Annotated in this window: 23 protein-coding genes; 11 read left to right on the top strand and 12 right to left on the bottom strand. The window is 55.4% G+C overall.

Going from position 1 to position 26,338, the window contains the following annotated elements:
• The first annotated feature begins 3 nt into the window (after positions 1-3).
• From K9N21_01635 to K9N21_01685, 11 genes are all read left to right on the top strand, one after another.
• Positions 4-732, top strand: coding sequence for a uracil-DNA glycosylase (locus tag K9N21_01635; protein MCF8142599.1), 729 nt, complete (start codon positions 4-6; stop codon positions 730-732).
• Positions 725-2,065, top strand: coding sequence for a nodulation protein NfeD (locus K9N21_01640; protein ID MCF8142600.1), 1,341 nt, complete (start codon positions 725-727; stop codon positions 2,063-2,065). The genes K9N21_01635 and K9N21_01640 overlap by 8 nt, the downstream gene beginning before the upstream one ends.
• A gap of 1 nt (position 2,066) precedes the next feature.
• On the top strand, positions 2,067-2,804 hold the full coding sequence (locus tag K9N21_01645; GenBank protein ID MCF8142601.1) for a slipin family protein: 738 nt from the start codon (positions 2,067-2,069) through the stop codon (positions 2,802-2,804).
• Between the two features lie 504 nt (positions 2,805-3,308).
• Positions 3,309-3,620, top strand: coding sequence for a transcription termination factor Rho (locus K9N21_01650; GenBank protein MCF8142602.1), 312 nt, complete (start codon positions 3,309-3,311; stop codon positions 3,618-3,620).
• A gap of 190 nt (positions 3,621-3,810) precedes the next feature.
• The gene (ispD, locus tag K9N21_01655; protein MCF8142603.1) at positions 3,811-4,518 is read left to right on the top strand and encodes a 2-C-methyl-D-erythritol 4-phosphate cytidylyltransferase; all 708 of its coding nucleotides are present in this window, start codon (positions 3,811-3,813) and stop codon (positions 4,516-4,518) included.
• A gap of 13 nt (positions 4,519-4,531) precedes the next feature.
• Positions 4,532-5,461, top strand: a complete 930-nt coding sequence (gene hemC, locus K9N21_01660; GenBank protein MCF8142604.1) for a hydroxymethylbilane synthase — start codon at positions 4,532-4,534, stop codon at positions 5,459-5,461.
• A 228-nt stretch (positions 5,462-5,689) separates the two neighbouring features.
• Positions 5,690-7,219 carry a uroporphyrinogen-III C-methyltransferase gene (gene cobA / locus K9N21_01665; protein MCF8142605.1) on the top strand — a complete coding sequence of 510 codons (1,530 nt, stop codon included), beginning with the start codon at positions 5,690-5,692 and terminating at the stop codon, positions 7,217-7,219.
• 307 nt (positions 7,220-7,526) lie between these two features.
• Positions 7,527-7,937: a hypothetical protein gene (locus K9N21_01670; protein ID MCF8142606.1), complete on the top strand. Its 411-nt coding sequence runs from the start codon at positions 7,527-7,529 to the stop codon at positions 7,935-7,937.
• A 223-nt stretch (positions 7,938-8,160) separates the two neighbouring features.
• Positions 8,161-9,423 carry a C39 family peptidase gene (locus K9N21_01675; protein ID MCF8142607.1) on the top strand — a complete coding sequence of 421 codons (1,263 nt, stop codon included), beginning with the start codon at positions 8,161-8,163 and terminating at the stop codon, positions 9,421-9,423.
• Between the two features lie 72 nt (positions 9,424-9,495).
• Entirely contained in the window at positions 9,496-9,870 is a 375-nt protein-coding gene (locus K9N21_01680) for a protease inhibitor I42 family protein (GenBank protein ID MCF8142608.1), read from the top strand.
• A 20-nt stretch (positions 9,871-9,890) separates the two neighbouring features.
• Positions 9,891-11,633 (top strand): C1 family peptidase, encoded by a 1,743-nt coding sequence (locus tag K9N21_01685; GenBank protein ID MCF8142609.1) that lies wholly within the window; start codon positions 9,891-9,893, stop codon positions 11,631-11,633.
• Between the two features lie 17 nt (positions 11,634-11,650).
• On the opposite strand, the gene K9N21_01690 is transcribed toward K9N21_01685, so the two are convergent.
• From K9N21_01690 to K9N21_01745, 12 genes are all read right to left on the bottom strand, one after another.
• Positions 11,651-11,833, bottom strand: a complete 183-nt coding sequence (locus K9N21_01690) for a hypothetical protein (protein MCF8142610.1) — start codon at positions 11,831-11,833, stop codon at positions 11,651-11,653.
• 56 nt (positions 11,834-11,889) lie between these two features.
• Positions 11,890-13,080 (bottom strand): tail fiber domain-containing protein, encoded by a 1,191-nt coding sequence (locus K9N21_01695; GenBank protein ID MCF8142611.1) that lies wholly within the window; start codon positions 13,078-13,080, stop codon positions 11,890-11,892.
• 218 nt (positions 13,081-13,298) lie between these two features.
• Positions 13,299-13,625, bottom strand: coding sequence for a type II toxin-antitoxin system RelE/ParE family toxin (locus tag K9N21_01700; protein MCF8142612.1), 327 nt, complete (start codon positions 13,623-13,625; stop codon positions 13,299-13,301).
• Positions 13,626-13,638: 13 nt separating this feature from the next.
• The gene (locus tag K9N21_01705; GenBank protein ID MCF8142613.1) at positions 13,639-13,794 is read right to left on the bottom strand and encodes a hypothetical protein; all 156 of its coding nucleotides are present in this window, start codon (positions 13,792-13,794) and stop codon (positions 13,639-13,641) included.
• A gap of 99 nt (positions 13,795-13,893) precedes the next feature.
• Positions 13,894-15,921: a hypothetical protein gene (locus K9N21_01710; GenBank protein MCF8142614.1), complete on the bottom strand. Its 2,028-nt coding sequence runs from the start codon at positions 15,919-15,921 to the stop codon at positions 13,894-13,896.
• 77 nt (positions 15,922-15,998) lie between these two features.
• Positions 15,999-17,309: a ribosome biogenesis GTPase Der gene (gene der, locus K9N21_01715; protein MCF8142615.1), complete on the bottom strand. Its 1,311-nt coding sequence runs from the start codon at positions 17,307-17,309 to the stop codon at positions 15,999-16,001.
• Positions 17,310-17,331: 22 nt separating this feature from the next.
• A complete protein-coding gene (locus K9N21_01720) occupies positions 17,332-17,820 on the bottom strand; it encodes a hypothetical protein (protein MCF8142616.1) in 489 nt (162 codons plus the stop codon).
• 138 nt (positions 17,821-17,958) lie between these two features.
• Entirely contained in the window at positions 17,959-21,105 is a 3,147-nt protein-coding gene (locus K9N21_01725) for a multidrug efflux RND transporter permease subunit (GenBank protein ID MCF8142617.1), read from the bottom strand.
• A gap of 20 nt (positions 21,106-21,125) precedes the next feature.
• Entirely contained in the window at positions 21,126-22,400 is a 1,275-nt protein-coding gene (locus K9N21_01730; GenBank protein ID MCF8142618.1) for an efflux RND transporter periplasmic adaptor subunit, read from the bottom strand.
• Positions 22,390-23,976, bottom strand: coding sequence for a TolC family protein (locus K9N21_01735; protein MCF8142619.1), 1,587 nt, complete (start codon positions 23,974-23,976; stop codon positions 22,390-22,392). The genes K9N21_01730 and K9N21_01735 overlap by 11 nt, the downstream gene beginning before the upstream one ends.
• 157 nt (positions 23,977-24,133) lie before the next feature.
• Positions 24,134-24,553, bottom strand: coding sequence for a universal stress protein (locus K9N21_01740; protein MCF8142620.1), 420 nt, complete (start codon positions 24,551-24,553; stop codon positions 24,134-24,136).
• Between the two features lie 11 nt (positions 24,554-24,564).
• Positions 24,565-26,301, bottom strand: a complete 1,737-nt coding sequence (locus K9N21_01745) for a long-chain fatty acid--CoA ligase (GenBank protein MCF8142621.1) — start codon at positions 26,299-26,301, stop codon at positions 24,565-24,567.
• Positions 26,302-26,338 lie beyond the last annotated feature (37 nt).

Below are 26,338 nucleotides of genomic sequence, written 5' to 3' on the forward strand. Positions count from 1 at the left end.
CATATGAGGGCCCTCCTCAAGTCCTATCAGGAGATGGGTCTGGATCCCCCGCCGGTCCCGATCGACGCCCTGGCCGTTCCGGACCCGGTCCGGGCAAGACCGGTCCCGCCGGCCCCCTCCCCTTCCCCCAGGACCAAAGAGACGACACCTGTCCGGAATCGCTCCGGACAACTGGAAGAGCTGAGGGACCGTATCGGCGAGTGTCAGCAATGCAAGCTGCATAACACCCGGACCCATCTGGTATTCGGCGAGGGGTCTCCCGAGGCCAGGCTGGTCTTTGTGGGCGAGGGTCCGGGACATGATGAGGACATGGCCGGAAGGCCTTTTGTGGGCGAATCCGGAAAGCTGTTGACCAGGATCATTGAAAACGGCATGGGCCTGACCCGGAAAGATGTTTACATCTGCAATGTGGTCAAATGTCATCCCCCCGGGAATCGGGATCCGGAGAAAGATGAAATCGAGCCATGCATCCCATTTCTGAGGGAGCAACTCCGCATCATCGGCCCTGAGGTCATCTGCTGCCTGGGCAGGGTGGCCGGCCAGGCCCTCCTGGGCGCGGATTTCAAGATCAGTGCGCAAAGAGGGCAATGGCGTTCATACCAGGGCATCCCCTTGATGCCCACCTTTCATCCGGCCTACCTGCTGAGGAACCCGTCGAGCAAACGGGAGGTCTGGGAGGATATCAAAAAGATCATGACCCGGATCGGCCTGGAGGTAAGGACCCATGGGTAAATTACGACTCCCTTTGCTGATGTTCATCTCCCTGATTTCCCTTTTCTGGATCCGGCAGCCCGTATCGGGGCAAACCGATGTGGTTGCCGAAGGCGAGATCGTGATCATCGAACTGGAAGGCCCGATTAACCCGGGAACCGCCATGTACGTGGTCAGGGGACTTGAAATGGCCAAAGATCAGGCAGCGGCCCTTGCCATTATCCGTCTGGATACGCCCGGCGGCCTGGCCTCATCCATGCGGTCCATTATCAAGGCCATCCTGAATTCCCCGATCCCGGTGGTGGTCTATGTGGGTCCCAGGGGGGCAGGCGCCGCCTCGGCCGGCGTGATGATCACCGTGGCAGGCCATGTGGCGGCCATGGCAGAGGGGACCAATATCGGAGCGGCCCATCCGGTGACTGCGGGCGGCAAAGATATTGAGAAGACCATGTCCGAAAAGGTGGTCAACGATATGGCCGCCTATGCACGGGGGATCGCCGAAGACAAGGGGAAAAACGGCGAGTGGGTGGAAAAGGCGATCCGGGAGAGCGTCTCCATCACCGCGGATGAGGCCCTTGAGAAAAATGTCGTGGACCTGGTGGTCAAAGATTTGGACCACCTGATCAGGGACCTGGACGGCAGAGAGATCCGGATGCCGCAGGGCAACGTGATCCTCAAGACCACCGGGCTGAAACAGGTACACTACAGGCCCGGATTCCGGGACAGGGTCCTCAAGACCATCAGCGATCCCAATATCGCCTATATCCTTATGATGATCGGTCTGGCCGGGCTCTATTTCGAGCTCTCCCACCCCGGGGCGATCTTTCCCGGAGTCATCGGCGCCATATCGCTGATCCTGGCGTTTTTCTCCTTTCAGACCCTCCCGGTGAACTATGCAGGACTTCTCCTGATTCTCCTGGCCGTCATATTGTTTATTGCGGAAGTCAAGGTGGCGAGCTACGGCATTCTTTCCATCGGAGGACTGATTTCACTGACCCTGGGGTCTATCATGTTGTTTGAAGATGTGGGGGTTTCTCTGAGACTGATGTTGCCTACGATTCTATTGATCGGCGGATTTTTCGTGGCTGTGGCGGCCCTGGCGTTTCGTGCCTATCACACGCGGCCGAGAGGAGGAACCGACGGCCTGTTGGGGGAAATCGGGGAGGTCAGAGAACTGATCGCGCCGGAGGGTCTGGTCTTTGTCCATGGGGAATACTGGCGGGCGGTTTCAGAAGAACGTCTTGAACCCGGAGACAAGGTGGAAGTGACAGGAATCAAGGGCCTGGTACTGACGGTCAGGAAGGCCCCGAATCCATCGCCCGGCAACTACGCAACTCTCAGTAAAGGAGGATGATATGTTTTACATATTAGCGATCGTGCTCGTTGTCCTGTTCCTGGCCTCGGCCATCAAGATCCTGAAGGAGTACGAGCGGGGAGTGATCTTTCGTCTGGGCCGGGTGATCAAGACAAAGGGACCCGGTTTGATTATCCTGATTCCGATCATTGATAAGATGGTGAAAGTGAGCCTTCGTCTTGTTGCCATGGACGTGCCGCCGCAGGATGTCATCACCCGGGACAATGTGTCGGTCAAGGTCAATGCAGTGATCTATTTCCGGGTCATGGATCCCACTAATGCCACCATCGAGGTGGAGAATTTCCTCTTTGCCACGTCCCAGTTGGCCCAGACCACACTGCGGAGCGTCTGCGGCCAGGTGGAACTGGACGAGCTGCTGGCCGAGAGGGACAAGATCAATACGAGGCTTCAGAATATTCTGGATAAACATACGGATCCCTGGGGAATCAAGGTGGCCACGGTAGAGGTCAAGCACATCGATCTGCCCCAGGAGATGCAGCGGGCCATGGCCAGGCAGGCCGAGGCCGAGAGGGAGAGACGGGCCAAGGTCATTAATGCAGAGGGCGAATACCAGGCCGCCACCCGTCTGGCGGACGCCGCGGAAATTATCCGGAAATATCCTGAGGCCCTCCAGTTGAGATACCTTCAGACCCTGCGGGAGATATCGTCGGAGAGCAATTCAACCACGATCTTCCCGTTGCCCATCGACCTGCTGACGCCTTTCTTGAAAAAGGGGTAGAAAAGAGAGGATTCGGGAATTGAGGAATTGAGGGATTTGGTATCGTCGAACCGCAAAGGCGCAAAGGACGCGAAGAAGACTTGACGGGGTCGTTCTGATCCTGGAAGAAAAATTCAGGATCAGAACACCAAGGCCTGCCGGGCCCTCGTCCATTATCCGGTAATAGCCTTTGGATAAAAGAGATCTTTGTGGCTCTCTGTGAATCCGGCCTTGGCAGGTTTGGTTGCGGCCATCAGGCCGTCTTGGGGATATGTGGATTACGAATTATTGCGGGCAGTTAAAATCTACAAAACCGTTAAGGTTCCTGTTGAGTCGAGAGCGAAGGTGTGATAAAAGAAAGCCCCTATACCGTGCGCCTAACGCCTTGCGCCTTGCGCCTATATTACAAAAGGAGACACAATAATGGTAGAAGAGACTACAGAAGCGGTCAATCAGGAGACTAAGGAAGAGATTCAGGAGAAGCCGCCGGTAAAGGCGCCTGAGTTCAAGAAGCCTCTGGACAAAATGACGGCCATTGAACTGAGAGAAGTGGCCATGGAGATCCCCGGAGTTGTGGGGGCCCATGCCATGAAGAAAGGGGAATTGCTGTCCATTATCAAGGAGTATTACGGCATTGAAGATGACACTCTGGATAAGGGCAAAAAAAAGAAGGGCCAGAAGGAAAAGGCCAGCGTTCACGAAATAAAGGCCCAAATGGCCCAGCTCAGGGAAAAAAGAAAGACGGTCCGTTCGGGCAAAGACCGGAAGCAGGCCGATATCCTTCGACGCCGGATCAACCGCCTGAAAAAGCAGACCCGGAAGGTTGTCCAGGGATGAAGAGACTCCTTGTTGTGAGCAGGTTCGGGGAAAGGAATTCGGTCCCGGACCTGCTTTTGTTTTCTGGTAAGCATTCACAGGTTCCAGGTTAAAAATATCACAGTCTTGTGTGAGCGGCATCTTGCCACGACATTTCGCGGCTGGAAAGCCGCTCTCACAGGAACATTAAAATGTCTGAGCTGAGGCCCTCATGAAGAACCCCTCGTCTCTCAAGACCGTTGCCGTCATCCCGGCCGCGGGATCCGGCATTCGGATGAAGAGCAGCCGGGCCAAGCAGTTTCTCAGTCTGGATGGAAGGCCCATCCTTGCCGTGACCCTGATCCATTTTCAGGAATGCAGCCAGGTGGACGGGGTTGTCCTGGTGGCGCCCCCCGGAGATGTGGCCTACTGCAGGGAGTATATCGTAGAGGAATTCGGCCTCACAAAGGTCGAATCAGTGGTTGCGGGGGGCAGGCGTCGCCAGGATTCGGTAAGGCTGGGAGTCGAGGCCACGGGAGGCAGGTACGATCTGGTCCTGATCCATGACGGGGTCCGGCCTGTGATCGATGAAAGGCTTCTGAAGCGGGTGATGGATGCCGCCAGGGTCCACCGGGCCGTGATCGCGGCCCTCCCTGCCAAGGAGACGGTCAAGGAGGTGAACGATTGCCACGAGGTGGTGAAGACCTATGATCGGCATCGGGTATGGATGGTTCAGACCCCTCAGGTTTTTCGCTATGCCGACATCCTGAAGGCCCATCACAGGGCCCTGGCTGAAGCATGGGAAGAGGCCACGGATGACGCATTCCTGGTGGAAAGGTCGGGAATCCCGGTGACGGTCGTGGAAGGTTCGGAGAAAAATATCAAGGTCACCACCCCCTACGATCTGGAAATGGCGCGCTTTATGCTTGGCGCATTGTAAAGGCGGAGGTCGGATGCTCAGAATAGGGACACGGGGAAGCAGGTTAGCGCTTAAACAGAGTGAATGGGTCAAGGCCCAACTGGAGGCCAGATACCCTGAAATCGGTGTGGAGCTTGTCAAGATCAAGACCACCGGGGATAAGGTCCTTGATTCCCCCCTTAGCAAGATCGGGGGCAAGGGCCTTTTTGTGAAAGAGATCGAGGATGCCATGCTGGAAAGGCGGGTCGATCTGGCGGTTCACAGCATGAAGGATGTGCCTGCGGAACTCCCCGACAATCTCTATCTTTCGACCTATCCGGAACGTGAAGACCCTTCGGATGCGCTTATCTCCGTTGACGACCTTCCCCTTGACCGGCTTCCCCCCAATGCCAAGGTAGGGACGAGCAGTCTCAGGCGGGGGGCCCAATTGCTCCATATCCGGCCGGACCTCGACCTGGTGCCCCTGAGGGGTAACGTGGACACCCGCCTTCGGAAAGTTGAATCCGGAGAACTCCATGCCGTTATCCTGGCGTGCGCCGGTCTCAAACGGCTCGGACTGGCAGACCGGATCAGCCAGGTCATTCCACAGGATCAACTCCTGCCTGCCGTAGGGCAGGGGGCCCTCGGGCTGGAGATAAGGCGGGATGATGCCGGGCTTGCTGATATTCTCAGTTTTCTGGACCATGGGCCGACCCGCATGACGGTCAGCGCCGAAAGGGCCTTTCTGAAAAAACTCGAGGGGGGGTGCCAGGTTCCCATCGCCGGTTTTGCCCGGTTGGACGGGGACCGCCTCTCCTTCAAGGGCATGGTGGCGGAACTGGACGGGACGAGGCTTTTCAGGGAAGAGACGGCCGGGCCAAAAGATCAGGCCGAGGCCATCGGGATTGCCTGCGCCAGGAACCTCCTCGCCTCAGGGGCGGACAAGGTGCTGGAGAAGATTTACGGGTCGGCAATGGATGCGTGATACTGAATACTGGATACTGGATGCTGGATACTGGATGCTCGATACTGGATACTGGATACTGGATGCTGGTTGTAGCGTAGCGGAAATCCCGTCTTCAGCGGGAATGCTGGACTGGATGCCTGGCAGCCCACGAACCCGACACACAAACCCAATTAACCCAATAAACCCGACAAACCGTCACAAGGACACGCCATGAATCCATCAGCCGTCAGCCGTCCGCCATCAGCCATCGCAAAGGGTACCGTCTATCTGGTCGGCGCCGGGCCCGGCGATCCGGGCCTCTTGACCATCAAGGGGATGGAATGCCTTTGCCGGGCCGATGTGATCATTTATGACTACCTGGCAAATCCAGCCTTCCTCGATTATGCCAAAGAAGGTGCGGAGCTGATCTATGTGGGGAAAAAGGGCGGCGCCCACACCATGGGCCAGGAAGAGATCAATGCCCTGATCGTGGACAGGGCAGCGGACGGAAAGACAGTGGTCCGGCTCAAGGGGGGAGACCCCTTCATCTTCGGCAGAGGCGGGGAAGAGGCCCAGGAACTGGCCGCGGCGGGCGTGGGGTTTGAGATTGTTCCCGGGGTCACGTCGGCCATCTCCGTACCGGCCTATGCAGGTATCCCCCTCACCCATCGGGACTATACGGCCACGGTGGCCTTTGTCACCGGTCATGAAGATCCGCTCAAAGAAAAATCCAATATCGCCTGGGACAAGCTGGCCACCGGCGTCGGGACCCTGGTGTTCCTCATGGGCGTAGGGAATCTCCCTCACATCGCCCTAAGCCTCATGAAACACGGCCGGTCCCCGGATACGCCGGTGGCGGTGATACGCAGGGGCGCCTCTGCCGGGCAGGCCACCTGGGTGGGGACCCTCGAGAATATCGGCCGTATTGCAGAGGAAAACCGGATCCGGCCGCCCGCTATTATCGTTGTGGGCGATGTGGTCCGTCTGAGAGAGGAACTCAACTGGTTTGAAACAAAACCCCTTTTCGGCAGACGGATCGTGGTCACCCGGGCCAGGGAGCAGGCCAGCGAGTTTCGCCGCACGCTGGAGACTCTGGGGGCGGAGACCATTGAATTCCCCACCATTGAGGTAATGCCTCCTGAAAGCTGGGAACCCATGGACCGGGCCATTGAGCATCTGAATGAATATGACTGGCTGGTCTTTACCTCTGTCAACGGGGTCCGGTTTTTCCTTGAGCGGCTGGAAGTCGCAGGAAAGGACGTTCGCGATTTAAAGGGGATCAAGATCGGAGTCATCGGCCCCAAAACCGCCGAGGTGTGGGAACGGATGGGGATCCGGCCGGATTTGATGCCGGCCGAGTATCGGGCCGAAGCGGTGGTGGACGCCTTCAAAGAGGCAGGGATCGGGGGGGCAAATATCCTTATTCCCAGGGCCGCCAGGGCCAGAGAGGTCCTGCCGGACGACCTGCGCAAGGCCGGGGCCCGGGTGGACGTGGTCCATGCCTACCGGACCATCAGTCCCGACCATGATACGGGCAGTGTCAGGGAACTCCTCATGAAGGGGTCCATCGACATGGTGACCTTCACCAGCTCGTCCACGGTCACCAATTTTGTAAAGATGTTCGAGGCGGACGGCGATCAGCTTCAGAAGTGGATGGAACGGGTAACCGTCGCCTGCATCGGCCCCATCACGGCAAAGACAGCGGAAAAGAATGGTTTCCATGCAAGTGTGATCCCTGGTGAATACACCATTGAATCCATGATACTAGAGATCTCCCGTTTTTTTGGTCACAGTTAACGACTTAGCAAAGGTTCTAACTGTACAGTCCAAAGTTCTTGGAACAGTTAGAATCACTCGATTCCGGCTTTAATTGTCGCCGTTCCGGCGAAACCCGGAATCCAGAATACTTTCGGCATGATAAGGCTCTGGATGCCGGTCGAAGATCCCGTACTTGCGGGGAGCGAGTCCAGCATGACGGAAGAACTTTGGACTTTCAAGTACCTAAGCACTATATTGAAATTACAGGAACCAGCCAAGCCCCGATTTTCTTGACACTGATCGGCTCGAAAACCTTATTCAGAGCCTTTTTCAACAGAAGTTGCGCATGCATTTCCGAAATTTTTCGAGACTCGCTTTAGCGATCATATTCATCTTTCTTACTGTCAAAACGGTTAATACCATGCAACCGCCACCACCGCCACTGGATTTTCAGATGTTGAGCCATCTCGTCACGCAGGCAGATATAATCGTTGTCGGAAAAGTTGTCCACGTTAAGAAAATGGACAAGATAAACGGAACTGAACAAAAAATAACGTCCGAGGCGGTTGTGAATATTGAAGAAATATTGAAAGGAAGTTTCTCCGACCCTACAATTGTTATCACGGAAAGCTATTCTGCGTCTGACCAAAAAAAAATGCGCCAACAAGAGAGCCTCGCGATCATTCCAGGTCTATTGCCTCTTTTACGGCCGGCCCAAGCTCCTATCACGGCACATATAACCAAGGCGATCGATTAATTTTTTTACTTGAAAAACTAAGAGAAACGGGTATGTATAAGCCGTTAGGCTCGGGAACATATGATGAGCATCTATGCGCATTCCCTATAGAGAATGATCGTGTTTACCCCCTGCATTTCAGATTTGCGGCTGATGTAGCAGAATATGCAACACCTAAAAAGAAATTTTTGGATTTAATCAGGAGATCATCGGGGCATTGAAATTTTCTAGGGTGAGGTAAGAAATGGACAAGACGTTAAGAAAAGGCATCTGGTGGACTGTTGTATCCTTGTCAACGATTTTTGCTTTTATTGCCCCTACTTCTGCAATCGGCGCGGACGCCACACAAATACCCATAAACCAATACGGCATCCGCTCGTCAAATCCTTATGTGGTAAACCGGTTTGTCAAGAACGGAAAAACAATTGACGAGATAATTGTCCCGAGTCGACCGAATCCGCCGAAAGGGTTCAGCTCTCAGATCGCCGCAGTTCCCGAACCCCACCCTGCAGCTGGAACCAATACCATTGCCAATGTCCCTGCTATGACCTGGTGCTTTGGATGCTCAGCCACTTCTGCCGCCATGATGTTCGGGCATTATGACAACGTCGGATATTCAAATATGTACGCCGGGCCTGTGAATGGCGGGGTATTTCCCATGACAAACGCAACGTGGGGTACCGTTGTAATTAACGGTGAAACAAGGGCTCTATGCCCACTCAGTGCCACACGTCTGGGTCTGGATGGTCGAGCGACAAAAGGTCACGTTGATGATTACTGGATAAGATATGAAAATTCAGATGCCGATCCTTTTATCGGCAATTGGACGGAACATACTTATGGTGAATGTACCGGGGATTATATGGGAACCAACCAATCTTCGCTCTCGAACACTGATGGTTCGACCAGATTCTACTATTACACTGATGGCAGTCCTTTGTATAATTATACAGGATGTGAACCAGGAAGGCGTGACGGTTGCCACGGTATGCGTGATTTTGTCGAATCGAGGGGCTATACTGTAAGCACGAATTTTTCCCAGTACATTTACGGTTACAATGGTAACGCAACGGGCTTTACTTTTGACAACTTCAAAACCGAAATTGATAACGGTCGTCCTGTTCTGATACAGGTTCAAGGCCATACCATGCTAGGGTATGGATACAACGATACAGGACAGACCATCTATATCCATGATACCTGGGACTACAGCGACCACTCAATGAGCTGGGGAGGCTACTATGGGGGAATGCTTCATTATGGTGTGGGTGTGATCCGGCTTGATCCTGCCCCCGACTCCTGTCCCGATTGCCCTGCCGACGGCATAATTACCAATGCGACATATGTTTCAGGCACCACCTGCTCGTGCACCAATGCCATATCCATTACCTTAGGCAGCAACGTAACCGTTGAAAACGGAGCTACCGTAACCTTTACGGCACCGACCATAACCGTGCAACCCGGCTTTCGTGCGCATACGGGGGCGGTGGTCAACATGCAGCAGTAAAAGATTTGAACCTGTCTTACTTGCCGCCTCATGCACAGGTGAGGCGGCATAGGCATCCCAAGCTGACCTGTCATGTATAAATTATCCCTTATTTTCCTGATCGTTTCATTTAGTGCTTCTGCACCTGTGTCGGTTAAGCTGGCCGAAAAGGATCTGGGCCGCACCGTGGAATTGGGCATTGGAGAAACATTGGAAGTTGAGCTGAGGGGTAATCCGACAACCGGTTATGTCTGGGATATTGCCTCCCTTGATATGAAAATCCTGAAACAAATTGGGGAGACAGAGTTCACGCCGGATAGGAAAGGTCGGGGCGTTGGTGGTAAAGTAATTATGCGTTTCAAGGCTCAAGGGGCCGGGGAAACTCTCCTGAAATTGATCTACCACAGGCGATTTGAAAAAGAAAGGCCCCCGACCAAGACATTTGAAGCAACAATAATAGTCAAATAAAAGTGTGTGACCTGATGAAAATGTATAAAAAAATCTTGCTCCTGCTGATGGTGGTGATCCCGTTTTCATTTTTCCTCCAGGGTTCCTCCTCAGCCGAACGCACGGATATATTGCGGTTTGGAGCAGAAGATACACTTGAGCAGATCAGGGCCAAGATCAAGCAAAATGGATACAAATTTACCGTGGACCATAACTGGGTCTTTGATATGTCGCCTGAACAAAAGAAAAAATTCCTCAGCAGGCGACCGCCGAGTTTCCCCAGATCTGTGGAAACCGTTGAAGATATGGGACCCTTGGCGGAGCACATCGGCCAAAGTGCGCTCCCTTCTTCTTTTGACTGGAGAGACTACAATGGCCGCTCATATATCGGCCCTGTCCGGAATCAGGGCGACTGCGGCGACTGCTACGCCTTCGGGGCCTGTGCCGCGGCAGAAGGAACCTACAACTGGGCCAATGGCAAATATGACGCCAACTGCGCCGATTTCTCGGAAGCCTTTGTGGCCTTCTGTCTATCGGATCATTATTCCGGTTTCGATGGCTGCGATGGGGCGGATTATGATTATGAGGAACTTGACGCCCTGGTTGATTACGGGGTGTGCAATGAGAATGTTTATCCATACGAGGATTATGAGCAACCCTGTCAATCATCCGCCTGGGCTGCCCCACGCACCACGTTCCATTCCTGGCACCGCATCAAGTGCAACGATATTGAGGCCATCAAGACCGCCATCATGACCTATGGTGTCGTCGATGCTGCCGTGTACGTGGGAAGCGCTTTTGAGGCGTATATGGGGGGCGAGGGCCCTTACGAGGATACGAACACCTCTTGCGAGGGCTACTACCCAGACGACCCCTGTTTTTACGCAATCACCAACCATGGGGTTGCCCTGGTGGGGTGGGATGATAATAACGGCGAAGGGTACTGGATTTTACGGAACAGCTGGGGCACGAACTGGGGGGAAGGCGGCTACATGCGGATCAAGTACACCTCCGCAAATGTCGCCTGCGCGGTCGCTTATCTCACTATTGGCGGGGGTCCCTCCCCCACCCTTCAATACTCTTGGAACATGGATACCAACCCCGGATGGACCACCCAGGGTCTGTGGGCCTGGGGCACCCCCACCGGAGGCGGCGGCGAAGAGGGAGGAAATCCAGACCCGACCAGCGGTTACACCGGCAACAATGTGTATGGCTACAACCTCGCGGGTGACTATGAGAATAGTCTTGCTGAAAGACACCTTACCAGCACTGCTATTAACTGTTCGGGCCTGTCCAATGTCTCCTTGAAGTTCCGTCGCTGGCTGGGAGTGGAAAATTATCTGTATGACCATGCCTATGTGCGTGTCAGCAACAACGGAACCACATGGACCACATTTTGGCGAAATACCGCCGAGGTGGCGGATTCTTCCTGGGTGTTGCAGGATTTCGATATCTCCAGCGTGGCCGATGGTCAGTCCACGGTTTATCTGCGGTGGACCATGGGAATCACCGACGGATCATTGCGATATTGTGGCTGGAACATCGACGACGTGGAAATCTGGGGGGTGGAGTCGGCATGTCCCGATTGCCCTTCCGATGGGGTGATTACCAATGCGACATATCGCGCAGGCACCACCTGCGCATGTTCCAATGCTTCATCCATTACCTTAGGCGCCAACGTAACCGTTGAAAACGGCGCTGCCGTCACATTTACGGCGCCGACCATAACGGTTCAACCCGGCTTTCGTGCGGAAAGCGGGGCCGTGGTTAAAATGCAGCAGTAAAAGATTTTAACCCCGCCCTATCCGCCGGTATAGACCACGGCCTTGAGATAGCGTTTATAGGTCTTTCCCTCAGGTGATCGCTCCTTAAGCCAATCCCATTGAATTACGCCCCACGCGGAGACGGGAAGGTTCTCTCTGGGGTTTTTGTTTTTCCCCGAGTCATAAAAATCCGTGAGAGTGGTTTCCAAGCCACGATTCACGGCTAACCGTCGCGGCTGAAAGCGATCCCACAGGGAGGTATAGAAGGCCGGTTGTCCTACATCCCCAACACCGCCTTGATCTGCTGAATTTCGCTTTTCAGTGCCTCGTTTTCCGCCTTCAGCTCCTTGACCGCATTGACCAACGCCACATTGACCGGGTGCATATTGAAATCGAGATAACCGTCCGGCCCTTCGCTGACCGCCTCTGGAAACACCTCCTGCACTTCCTGGGCGATGAAGCCGATATATTCATCATCAGTGGGAAGGCCCTTTGGATTGTCTTCCTTGTAGCGGAACATAATCGGCCTTAGCCCCAAAACGGCATCAAGACCACGACTGTATTCCCCGGTAATGTCCTTAAGCCTTGCGTCGGAATAGACAGACCAGACCCCTCCCCCCACCTTGGCTGCAGTACCGTTGACCGCCAGTTTGAATCCGCCGGGATTCGTGGTGCCGATGCCTACGTTACCCGACGGGTCGATGTTCAATCGGGGCTGATTGGCCGTATCATCATAAATCTGAAACAGGCCTGGGCCGCCGATATTGGATGACAGCGTGCTCCCAACATAATACTGCCGCCCTCCTGTTCCTCCGGTGCTGTCCAGAAGAACGGCCGCCCCGAGGTCGCTCGCCCTTTCGCGGATATGGAGCTTTTCCACCGGTGCGGACGTGCCGATGCCGACTTTGCCTGCCGTGCCTCCAGGGAAGATCAAAAAGGCATTAGGAGTGGAGATCTCCTGTGGGTTGTTGTACTCCGCATAACCCCAGACAAAGGTGTGGTCTGCGGCAGTGGTCAATTGCATATATTGGCCGCCGGCCCACGAGAAGTCGCCGTCGGCGTGATTGGATTTGCCCCCGCTGACAGCGGCGCATTCTCCCCTGGCCTCGTTGCCGCACCCCCCGGCCACCACGGCACAATCACCAAGGGCCTCGTTGGTGCAGCCGCCCGCCACCGTGCCGCACTGCCTGCCGGCCCAGTTGCCCCAGCCGCCCCCCACGGTGCAGTGGGCCATGGCCTCCTGTGAATTGTTCTCTCCGGTGATGCAATACTGTCCGAGATTGATGTGGGTGCCGGTTGAGGGGCCGAAAACATATGCGGTGCTGGATTGATAGACTTCAGCTTTTACGTTGTCGGGACTGATGATGACCTGTTCTGCGAGAGCCGCCTGGCAAAGAGCAATACAGCTTAAAAACACGGAGAACAACATAATCTGACGCCACGAAACGACCCCGATCTGATTCTTCATTGCCTGTCTCCCTTTTCCCTTGGAATACGTTAACTGTTTTGCACGAGCCGGTTCTCACACGACGGAGTATATACAAATCTCAGCGGACTTTGCGCCTTGAATGGCCACGCCAAGACGTGGGAATGGGCGGTTGCGGAAATATAATGCGGAGCTGTGTTTAAGAAGAGAATGGCTTAGCCGTTTTTACTCGGGCGCTGTTTAGGTGCACATGCCCTCTTTCAGCCAATGAGCCTGCTTAACAAAATGTCCTCGATATTTCGTCTGCCATCCAAAACAGATAAAACATAGACCTTCATGCCTTCTATTCTGAACATGACTCTCCACGGGGACACGATCAACTCCCGGTAATGCAAAATGCCGTGGTCTTTAAGCTCTGGAACGATTCGGCACCCTTCGGGCATGGTATAGAGGCTGGATGCCTCCTCTTTGATTTTTGTCGAAATCGTTAAGGCGTTTGCCGTACTGTCCGCTGTGATATAGTCGACGATTTCCCTCAAATTGTCCTCCGCGCGGCGCGCCCATACAATTTCACAGTGTCGGGTCATTAACGCTTGCCCTTCAGCCCATGGCAGTGGAATTTGGCCCGGTGGCTTCACACCCCTGCCCGATGGCTGCTGTTGTTTGGGTAATGCTCGCTGTCAGTGCCTGACAGGGAAGGCAGATCCAACCGACCAGAACCAATAACCGTATCATCGACATGAACCGCTTCATCATTTCTTTCCTCCTTGATTGTGTGCATAGTGCAAATAGTTTCATCATAGCAGGTGGTTCAGGATGCCATGGGGCGCTATGACAAAAACCATCAGACAGAGCTTATTCCTGCTGGATGGTCACCTCGGAACCGGTTTCGAAGGTTGCCCCGCTTTTGACGTATACCCGCGGGGCCTTAAACACGGCTTTGGCCCCGGATTGGATAGTCACGTCAGGGCCAATGGTGATTGATGTGGTGGCCGTGCATTCACAGTCGGTGCCTGGAGGATAGTCTTCACCTTGGATGGTGACAGGATCACCGACACATCCAGGACATGGTGTCGGCGAGATTGAATAATGAAGGATTGTCCCGCCTATTCCAACAGCGAAGACATCTGTATTGGACCGGCCCCAGACGCTTTCCAGCTGGTTGGCGCTCCCGCTTTCCATCGCGGTCCATGAGGCCCCGTTGTAGTGGAAGATCCTCGGGGTGATGCTCACCACAAAGACGTCATTTGCCGAGCTGCCCCAAACGCCTGAAAAATGATCCGTTGTTCCAAGACTGATGCGGTTCCATGAACTGCCGTTGTAGTGGAGAACCAATGCGCCGTCAGAATGGTTGTTGTAATCTATCCCCACCACATAGACGTCGCTCCCCGAGCTGCCCCATACGTCTCGAAAATCACAGTCTTCGCGACTCGTTACCTGTGTCCATGAGCTGCCGTTATAATGGAGGATGACCCCTCCTCCATATCCACCCGGGTTGTTACCCACGGCGAACACATTGTTTGAAGACGAGCCCCAGACGCTGTTGAGTTGTTTGTTTACGCCGTTATGCATCGCTGCCCATGAACTGCCGTCATAACGGAGAATCAATGCTGTTCCCGCGGCAGAGTCATAACCCACGGCAAAGACGTTGGTGTCGGCGCTGCCCCATACGCTCATTAGCTGGCCGGTTGTTCCGCTCGTCATCTGGGTCCATGAATTGCCGTCATAGCGACGAATCGTGCCGCTGTTGCCCACTGCAAAGACATTGTTTCCCGCACTACCCCATACGCCCAAAAGATTCTGGGTGGTTCCGCTGGTCATGGAGGTCCATGAACCGCCGGTACACCGGAGGATTGTTCCGTCCCAACCCACGGCAAACATATCGGATCCCGGCGTTCCCCAAACGTCTATGAGAAAGTCCGTTGATCCCCTCCGCATCGGGATACAAAAGATGTCGCCGCAGCCGACAATTTCTCCGTATTCCCCGACGGCCATAAAACCATTCGTTTCCCCGCTGCCCCAGATGCCGTACAGATTATCTGATGAGGGTAGACTCATCTGGGTCCATGAACCGCCGTCCCAGCGGAGGACATCTCCGCCATCGATCAGGGCAAAGACATTGTCCGAAGAAGTGCCCCAAATACCGTACAGATTACTATTTGTTCCGGTATTCACCTGGGTCCATGAAGTGCCGTTATAGTGGAGCATATATCCTCCTAATACGGAACCCCCCACAGCATACACATCGTCATCTGAACTCCCCCATACGCCCACGAGGGGGGAGGCAATGGATATTCCGGTATCCACCTCCGACCATGAACTGCCGTTGTAACGGAAAACCGATCCAGCGTGGCCCACTGCATAAACATCGTTGGCTGAACTTCCCCAGACATCGAAAAGTCCAAGGGATGTTCCACTCGTCATCTTTGTCCACGAACTGCCGTTATAGTTCAGAATAGTGCCATATTCACCCACTGCAAATATATTGTCAGAGGAAGTTCCCCATATTCCATCAAGATGATAGATGGTTCCAGCGCTCATCTGGGACCATGAAGTGCCGTTGAAGCGGAGAATGATCCCGTTCGTAACGCCGTCTCCACCCACTGCATAGACATTGGTTGCAGAAGTGCCCCAGACGCCATAGAGATCTGTAGTTGTTCCACTGGCCATGGAGGACCATGAACTGCCGTTGTACCGGAGGATGGTTCCGTGATCCCCCACGGCAAAGACATTGTTTGTCGCGCTGCCCCAAACCCCGCGCAGGGTGTTCCCTTGTGGCAGGGGATTCTGCCACTCCCAGGCAGCCTCGGCCGCATTGGGAAGAATAAATTGGACACTCCAAAGCCATGAAAATACGACAAACAGAATTCTTAAGCCTCCCACCTGGCGTCCTCCATTGTTGTAAGAGTGAGATAGGAACAAATAATTCATATTTCCGCTTGGAATTTCCAGAAGGCCTTTTATCGCTTCTTGAATGTCATTCGAATCGGGGTAGAGGTGAGTCCGAACTCTTCCCGCAGTTGATTGATCAGAAAGCGTTCGTAGGAGAAATGGATCATTTCCGGCCTGTTGACGAATGCGACAAAGGTGGGAGGCCGGGTGCGGGTCTGCGTGGCATAAAAGAATTTGAGCCGCCCCTGTTCCCCTGACCGCGGGGGCGCGTGCTTTTCAATGACTTTTTGGATGACCCGGTTGACCACTCCGGTGCCGATCCGGCTCGAAAATTGATCAAAAACAGTGTCAATCTTTTCAAAAAGTTTCATCACCCGCTCGCCGGTCAAGGCGGAGACACGGATCTGCGGCGCGAATGGAACAAATTTAAGCTTACGTTCAATGGCGTGCTCCAGTATCCCCCTTTTTCGCACGTCCTTCTTGATCAGGTCCCACTTATTGACGGTCAAGATCACCCCCTTCCCCTTTTCAAGGGCATAGCCGCAGATGCGGGCATCCTGGTCTGAAACCCCTTCATCGGCATCCAGGAGGATCAAGGCCACGTGGCAACGATCCAGACTCCGAATGGCCTTGATCATGGAGAACTTGTCTATCTTTTCCGTGACCCTTGCCTTCCTTCGAATCCCCGCCGTGTCGATCAGCAGATATTCCCTGCCGCCATACCGGAAAAGGGTGTCCACGGTATCACGGGTCGTTCCCGGGAGCTCGCTCACCACCAGCCGGTCCTCCTTGAGGATCCTGTTGATCAGTGATGATTTACCAGCATTGGGCCGGCCCACTACCGCCACCCGTATCTGGTCGGGATCTTCCCTTTCAGCTTCGGATGAATCGAGTCCCTTAACCACCTCCTCCATCAGCCCTTTCACGCCGTATCCATGGGCGGCCGACATCGGATACGGCGTATCCAGACCGAGACGGTGGAATTCGTGGGTCAGATGGTCATGTTCAGGGCCATCCACCTTGTTGACGGCCAAAAAAACCTTTTTCCGGCTCTTGCGGAGCGCCTCCGCCATCTCCTCGTCGCCCGGAGCAACTCCCTGCCAGCCGTCTACCATAAAGATGACCCGATCGCATTGCGCCACGGCCTTTTCCACCTGGGCCCTTACCTCCTTCAGAAGGGGATCCTGTCCCAGATCTTCAAAACCGCCGGTGTCCACAAGGGTGAGAAAGGCCCCGTCCCACGTGATGGGGGCGGACAGCCGGTCTCTGGTAATGCCCGGCCGATCGTCCACCAGGGCCGCCCGGCTCCTGGACAGACGATTGAACAGGGTCGATTTGCCCACATTGGGTCTCCCCACAATGGCGATTACCGGTGACATGACACCACTTTTACCCTCTTCATTACATCCCCCTTCCACCGGGTCCATAATCAAACGGCGGCAGCGGAATATCTTCCACAAAGAGGGTATTGGGCTCGATCTCCCTCACCACTATCTGCTCTACGGCCGATGTGTACACGTATCCGAAGAAGTCCCCCTGAGGCCCCAGTATCTTCCACAGGGTCGGCGGATAATTTACATAGGAATCGAGCCATTTGACAATGGTGATCGCCACGGACTGGTCTGTCACCGGCGTCCATCTGTTGGAGACGACCCGCTTGTCGCCCTGTTTGGGATTGAACAGAATGGCGGAGGGGCTCTTGTAAGAGAGCCCGGCATAGTAGATGTGGTACTCCTGCCAGTTCTCGATCAGGTTCTGGATGGTGTTGGACCATTGGCCGTCCGCCACGCGGATCTTCCCGTAGTTCTGAAGCCCTAAACAGCCGGTCAGGAAAAACAGGGGCAGCAGCAGAAGTATTGACATGCCAATCAATCGTTGTGCGAATTTCATCTGATGACCTCCTTTGCGCTTTTGCGCCTTTTTTTAATCTTGTTGAGACGATCTTACTGCCAATCGATAGCAGAAGCGACCAAAATGATCAACACCATTGCATCCTTGACCTCTTGCAGACCTCTCGGACCAAAATCCTTAAGCACCTTGACTCACTTCAGTCGCTTTGTTCACATCTGTTTTGCCTTGTCCCCTCTCTCTGAGTCTTTCGAGGACCACGTAGAGGACCGGGACCAGGACCAGGCTCAGAAAGGTGGAGGCCAGCATGCCGCCGAATACGGCCGTGCCCAGGGAATTCCGGCTCGCGGCGCCGGCCCCCGTAGCCACCACCATCGGAACCACTCCAAGGATAAAGGAAAAGGCGGTCATCAAGATGGGACGCAGCCGTTCCCGCGAGGCATGAACCGCCGCCTCCACAATGGACATGCCCTGGTTCCTCAGTCCGCGGGCGAATTCCACAATCAGAATGGCGTTCTTGCTGGCCAGACCGATGAGCATCACCAATCCGATCTGACAGTAGACGTCATTGGCGATGCCGCGAATGTGTTGGGCAAGAAGGGCACCCAGAATGGCTAAGGGGACCGCCAGCATTACCATGAGGGGCATGACCCAGCTCTCGTACTGGGCCGCTAAAAACAGGAACGCAAAGATCAGGGCCAGGGTGAAAATATAAGGGGCCATTCCCCCGGCCTTGATCTCCTGATACGCCGTCCCGGTCCATTCATATCCATATTGACTGGTCAGGTGTTTGGCGGACAACGCCTCCATCGCCTCGATGGCCTGCCCCGAACTGTAACCGGGGGCATTGCCGCCGTAAAGGGAAACCGTGCGGTAAAGATTATAATGCTTGATACTTTGCACTCCCCGGATCTGCTTGACTTTGATCAGGGCGCTCAGGGGCACCATGCTGCCGTCCGCAGCCCGCACATAGAGCTTGGCAATATCTTCCCGTTTGGCCCGGTATTCATCTTCAGCCTGAATGAACACCCTGTACACGCGTCCGAATTTATTAAAGTCGTTGACGTACATGGACCCCAGGAACGTCTGAAGGGTAGTGAAGATGTCCGAGATGGTGACCTTAAGGCTTTTGGCCTTGGTTCGGTCCAGCTCCACATAAAACTGGGGATAATTGACCTCAAAGGTGGTGCTCAGAGGGGTCAGACTCGGCTGGTTGCGGCCCTCTTCAATCAGTTTTTCCGCCATGTCCCGAAGCTCGACCAGGCTCCCTCCGGTAAGATCCTGCAGCTCATATTCAAAGCCGCCGGTGGTGCTGAGTCCTTCGATCGGGGGCGGGGGAAAGGGCATGATAATCGCCTCATTGATCCCCTGGACCCGGCCCATGAAGTTTCCCATGATGCTGTCAAGGCTCAGCTCAGGGGTATCCCTTTCATCCCACGGCTCCAGCATCACAAAAGCGGCCGCCGATGCCGGATCCATCGCTGAGTTGAGAAGGTTATAGCCTCCGATGGAGACAAAGCTTCGGACCCCCGGCGTTTCGTGAAGGGCCTTTTCCACCTTGTCGACCACGTCGCCGGTTCGATTCAGGGATGCCCCTTCAGGGGCCTGAAGCATGACCATGAAATACCCTTGGTCCTCGGCGGGGACGAATCCGGTGGGCACGATTCTGAACATATAATAGGTGGCGAGAAAAAGACCCGCAAATACCAGCAGCACCACCACCCACGCCCGGATGAACCATCGGACCCCTTTCAGATACCGGCTTCTGGACCATTCAAAGGCCTGGTTGAATTTTCGGAAAAACCAGGTCTGCTTTTTGGGCGTGGGCCGAAGGAGGAGCGCGCACAGGGCCGGACTGAGGGTCAGGGCATTAATGGACGAGATGCTCACGGAAAAGGCGATGGTGAGGGCGAACTGGCGATACAGCTGGCCGGTAATGCCGGGCATGAAGGCCACGGGCACAAAGACCGACATAAGGACCAGGGTGGTGGCGATCACCGGACCTGTCACCTCCCGCATGGCCGCTTTGGTGGCTTCTTTCGGCGTCATGCCTTTTTCGTCGATGCAGCGGGAGGCGTTTTCCACCACCACGATGGCATCGTCCACCACGATGCCGATGGCCAGCACCAGACCGAACAGGGTCAGCGTGTTAATGGAAAAACCGAATGCCTGCAGCACCGCAAACGTTCCCACAAGGGACACGGGGATGGCGATGGCGGGGATCAGGGTGGCCCGCCAGTTCTGAAGGAAAACAAAGACCACCAGAAATACCAGCAGCATGGCTATCAGCAGCGTCTTGATGACTTCCTTAATGGACTCCTTCACAAATAGTGTTGTATCGTAACTGATCGCATACTTGAGTCCTTGCGGAAACCGCTGTGACAGACGTTCCAGATCGCCATACACCTGTTCGGCCACCTGGAGGGCATTGGCGCCCGGCAGTTGAAATACGCCGATGGAGGCCGCCTTCTCGCTGTTTAGGTGCGCAAACCAGCCGTAGTTCTCAGCCCCCAATTCCACGCGGCCCACATCCTTGACCCGCACCACGGACCCGTCTGTCCGGGTCCGAACAATAATGTCCTCAAACTCCTCCGGCGAGGACAACCGGCCCAGGGTGTTGATGGAATAGGTGAATGTCTGATCAGGGGGGGCGGGCGGATCGCCGATCTTTCCCGCGGCCACCTGGACGTTCTGCTCCTGAACGGCCGCGATGACATCCATGGCGGTCATGTTCATGCTGGTCAGCTTGTCAGGATTCAGCCACAACCGCATGGCGTATTTTCTTTCGCCGAGGATCTGGACATCCCCCACACCGGGAACCCGTTTCAGGATGTCCACGATGTTGATGGCGGCATAGTTGCTGAGAAAGAGCTCGTCAAGGGACTCGTCCGGAGAATAGAGGGAGATAATGAGCACAAAATCAGGCGATTGCTTCTGGGTGGTAATCCCGTACCTGCGAACATCCTCAGGGACCTGGGGCTGGGCCATGGTCACCCGGTTCTGGACGTCCACCGCCGCGATGTCGAGATCATAGCCCACGTCAAAGGTGACGGTAATGTTGCTGGTGCCGTCGTTGGAGCTGATGGAAGACATGTAGGTCATCCCTTCCACGCCGTTGATCTGCTCCTCGATGGGGGTGGTGACGGTTTTCTCCACCACCTCGGCACTGGCGCCGGTGTAGGAGGCGTTGACCTGGACCGTGGGCGGCGTTATCTGGGGAAACTGTGCGATGGGGAGCAGGTTGATGCAGACAGCACCTGCCAGCGATATCACGATGGAAATCACGCCTGCGAAAATGGGTCGCTCAATGAAGAAATCGACAAACATAGGGCTTAAATGGGGCGCGCCTATTCACCGCACGTGGACGGCCCGCTGGTTCCTTTTCCCGCCTCAGTAGGAGTTGCTGCTTGCGATTTACCGTGGTCGGTTGCGGAAGCCGACTGTTTATCGTCCGAATGAAGCGACTTATCGCTGTCCTCTTCCGGGTTCCCCACCTGGTTATTCCGGAGTTGGACCGTCATGCCCTGGCGGACCATCTGCAGACCCTCGGTGATGACGAGTTCCCCCGCCTTCAGACCTTTCCAGATGATCTTCCGGTGATCGTACAGGAATCCCACCTGGACCGCCCGTTTTTCCACCGTGTTGTCCTTTGTCACCACATAGACATACATTCCGGTCTGGTCTTCGGAAATCGCCTTTTCAGAAATCAAGGGGGTATCTGCCACCTCGCACAGGAAGAGACTGGCCTGAACATAGATGCCCGGGAGCAGCGTCTTTTCAGGATTCGGGATGACAGCCCTCATATTGATGGTGTTGGCCGCGGGATCTGCTCTGTTGTCGATGAAGTCCACCGTTCCCGGGTACGCATGGGTACTGCCGTCGGACAGCTTGATGTCTACAGGGATATCTTTCTTCTGCCGGTGCTTCAGGATCAGACGCAGGTCCTTTTCACTGGGACTGAAATAGGCATAAATAGGGTCCAACTGCGCAATGGTGGCCAGTTTGGTATCATCACCCGCGCCCACCAGGTTGCCCACATTCACCAAGGTGCGACCGATGCGCCCGTTGATCGGGGAGTACATGGTGCAATACCCAAGATTGAGCCGGTCCTGCCTGATCTTAGCCAAATCCGCCTTGACCGCTGCGGCCGCCTCCCGTGCCCTGGTCTCGTAATCCTCAAAGGCCTCCTGGGTTACAAAATCCCTTTCCGCAAGGGGCCGGTATCGGTCCACCTGATCCTGAGCAAACGAAAGCGCCGCATTATCCTGGGCCAATTGGGCCAGGCTCCGTTCCAGCTCCGCCTCATAGGGGGCCTTTTCAATGACGAAAATCAGATCCCCTTTGCGGACATCCGATCCCTCCACAAATCGTCGCTCTTCCAAAAAACCCTCCACCCGGGCGCGGATATCCACGACCTTGACCGATTCCGTAGTGGCCACATAGTTGAGGTGAACCGGAACCGTCCGAAGGACCACTTTTTCCACCGTAACGCTGGGAGGGGGCGGCTTGGAGGGCTGTTCCTGTTCATTCTTGCATCCCCAGAAAAAAAACACCGCAATAAGCGGCAATGCCGCCGCAAGGATGATGGATCGTGTTGTCGGAACCCGCAAATTAACGGCCATCGGCGGCACCCTCCCCCTTTTCCAGAGATATGGACAGATCATTCAGACTCTCGGCAGGAAGTCCCGCACCGATGGCATGCACGAGCTCTGCGTATGAGGTGAAGAGGCTGGTCCGGGCCCCCACCCGCTGGGCCCGAGCCGCGGCCAGCTGGCTCTGGGCATTGAGCAATTCCACGATATCCGCTGCCCCGGCCCGGTACCGCGCCAAAGAGACCTTGTAAGATTCGCTGGAACTGGTCAGGAGTGTTTCGCTGGTCTCAACCGCCTGGGCCGCGGTATGGACGTTATAATAGGCGGACCAAACATCCGCGATCACCGACTCCTCTTTTGCCCGAAGGGCCGCCCGCGCCGCTTCCAGGGAAGCCTTCGCCTCCCGGACCCTGTTCCGGAGAGAAAACCCCTCAAAAATAGGAATCTGCAGCGCGAGCCCCCCGTAGTAGTTGGTATCGTCTCCTTCATAATCGATCCCGCCGACCTTCCCGTCCACCGCTGTCCATCCGGCATTCCCCGTGGCAATCAGCTTCGGCCACAGGGCGGACTCGGATTTTTTGAGTTCCGCTTCACCCTGACGCACGGCTGCGCGGGCGGCCGCCAGATCCGGTCGGTCGCGCACGGCCAGCTCGATCAGCTGTTTGGTGTTCTGCTCCATTCGATTCAAGGGAATATCCCCGGGGGCTTCGGCCACGTCAAAGGCCGTGTTGGCAGGCCATCCGACAGCGGTCGCCAGTCGGCCGCGGGAAACCTGCACCGCCCCCCGATCGGCCACCAGGTCGAGACGAACCTGATCTGCATTGGACCGGGCCTGCAATACATCGGCAACGGTACTCACGCCTGCATTTTTCCGCTCCTCGGTAGAGCGCAGGCTGGTCAAGGCCTCCTTCAGGCTCACCTCTGACGCACGCACCCTGGCCTTGTTGCCCAGATACTCATAATAGGCCTGGGGCACATCGCGGAGAAGGTCCTGGATGCTCTGGTTGTGGTTCCAGTTGGCGGCGATCAGGGCCTGCCGGGCGCTCTCAGCAGCGGCCTCCCGGCCCCCGAAGTCGAGGAGAAGATAGCTGAGACTGACGCCTATATCTCCATATACCCCTTTGAACGGACCCAGACTCGATGCCTGGGATAATTTTCCACCGGTCCCGCTCACGTCCGCGCTCACCGTCGGATAGTAGCTCCCGCGGGCGGCGCCCCATTCAGCGGCCGCAGCCCTGGCCCGTTCCCAGGCCGCGCGGGTGGTGGGGTTGATCTGAAGGGCGATGTCCACGAGTTGGGCCAGGTTCAGTTTGTCCCTGAACGGGGCAAGGTCTTCAGGGATACCCGGCTGTCTTTCATCAGGGAGCAGATCCGCCCTTGTCTCCCTGGGGACCTCATAGGCTTTTCCGGGAACCGTTGACACATATCGCCCGGGATCCAGCTCGGGAAGGTCTTTTTGACATCCCGGACCCGCCGCCGCCAATGCAACGGACAGGAAGAGGGATGTTATTCCCCCCTGCAGTTTCTTAGAGAGCCGCGACCGATCCGACACACGGCCATCGGCTGTCAGCCGCGGGCGGGCGGCGTCTCTTTTCCTGACAATCATGGGGTTATCCTCAGATAAAACATCGATCGGAGGTTGTGTATTGGAATCTTTGGTTGTAATCCCGCCTTGCGGGACACCATGCAAAGAAGTTGGTGTCTTATCGGTAAGCGCGTGGGGGTCTCTTTGTCCCGGCCAAGGGCGGCGTTCTTCATCGCTATCATTTGACCAGCATTACCGGACACTGGGCCAGGATACCCACCTTGTAGCTGATGGTCCCCCACCCCTGGGCCCTGTCCTCCACATCTATACGGTGCGATTTCATGATAATCAAATCGATCTGGTTTTCGTTTGCAAACCTGAGGATCTCCTGGGCCCGGTTACCGTATATGACCGCCGGCGCGAAATCGACCCGGCGCTTCCGGTATGGGGCAATCATGGCGTTGAGGTCCTTGAAGGACTTCTCCTCGAGCCTGGTATAGAAATCTCTGAACTCGTCAAAAGTGGTATTGGCGATAACCTCTATGACATGGAGCAGATGAATTTTTCCCTTATCGATGGAGCAGAGTTTTACGGCGATATCAAGGGCATGGCTGTTCTTGTCGGAAGAATCCGTGGGAACCAAGATATTCTGGAACATGCTTTTTTCTCCTATTTGTTTATTTTTTTCAACGCTTCATCCCGGAGAACCCGCCTCAGGACCTTTCCCACCACCGAAGTGGGGAGACTCTCCCGGAATTCGATAGACCGGGGCCGCTTGTACCCGGACAGCCGGTGCTTGCAGAACTCGAGGAACTCCTCCTCGGTGGCAGTCTGGCCTTCCTTCAGCTGAACAAAGGCCTTGACCGCCTCTCCGGTATGAGGATCCGGGACCCCTACCACCGCAGCCAGAGCGACCTTTGGATGGGTGTACAACACCTCTTCAATCTCCTTGGGATAGGCATTGAATCCCCCCACGATGATCATGTCCTTTTTTCGATCCGTAATGATCAGAAATCCGTCCTCATCAAAATGACCGATATCACCGGTGAGAAAATACCGGTTTCCCTCTATCTCTCGGAATACCTCCTTATTTGCCTCGGGCTTATTCCAGTACTCCAGCATGACCTGGGGTCCGGATGCAGCGATTTCGCCATCGTCGCCCGCAGGCAGTTCCTGGATTCCGGTCTCCAGGTCGACGATCTTTATATCCACGCTCAGATAGGGCATCCCCACCGATCCCACCTTGCGCCGGTCAGCATCGGTCGGGTTGAGTGTAATAACAGGGGAGGTCTCGGTAAGGCCGTACCCCTCGAAAATGACCGCACCGGTCTTCTCCTCAAACTGTCTGATGACCTCCACCGGCAGCGGAGCCGCCCCCGAACCGCATCCCACAACGGAAGAGAGGTCGAATTTGTCAATCAATGGATGATGGACAAAGGCGGAATAGATGGTGGGGACCCCCACAACAATGGTCACCTTGTATTTTTCGATCGATTTGAGAACCTCTGTGAACGGCGGTTTCCCGGCTTTGGGATCCGGGATGCAGACCAACCTGGAGGCATTCCTGCAGCTTGTCAGCATGCAGAGGGTCAGGCCGAAGCTGTGATACCAGGGGAGCACCCCGAGATACGTATGGGCCCCCCCTTTTTCGATCATCTGCGCAGGTCCTGAATCCTCGGGAATGCGTACCCATTGCTCGGTGCTCAACACATTTGAAAGGAGGTTGGCATGGCTCAGGCACGCCCCCTTGGGGACCCCCGTTGTCCCGCCGGTGTAGAGAACCAGGGCCTGGTCGTTGAGCGCATCGATGGAAAGCCGGGGGGGCTCGGGCCGGGCCGACCGGAGGATTTCATCGAAAAGGAAATGTCCGGGTTCATGGTGGTCGGCCCTTGGAATTTTCCCCAGCAATGATCCTATAACCCCTTTGATCCTGGGGAGATAGGTCTTTACATTACAAACGACCACGGTCTCCACCTCGGAGCCGATGACGGCCTTGGCCGCGGTAGGATAAAACTCAGGGTGATCCATGACAAAGACGGCCTTGGCGCCCGAATCCTTGAGTTGAAAGTTCAACTCCGACGCCCGGTACAGCGGATTACAGGTGACGCACACCCCCCCTGCCTTGAGGATGCCGAAAAAGATCTCGGGGTAATGGGGAAGATTCGGAAGAAAGATGGCTACCCGATCCTTTGGTCGGACGCCCCGCGAGACCAGAAAATCGGCAACGCGGTCGGCCGCATCCTTCACCTGAGCGAAGGTGCGGGTAAAGCCATTAAAGATGGTATAGATTTTATCCGGATAATCACGCGCTGCCTCATCTAATATAGAGAACAGGGGCTTGTCATATCCGGTGATTTCATACGGAACCCCTTCAGGCCATTTCTGACCATGCCACAATTTAGACATATCATACTCCCATCGGTTGTTATTCAGCAATCCATTC

The sequence above is a fragment of the Deltaproteobacteria bacterium genome (assembly GCA_021737785.1).
Taxonomy (GTDB): domain Bacteria; phylum Desulfobacterota; class DSM-4660; order Desulfatiglandales; family Desulfatiglandaceae; genus AUK324.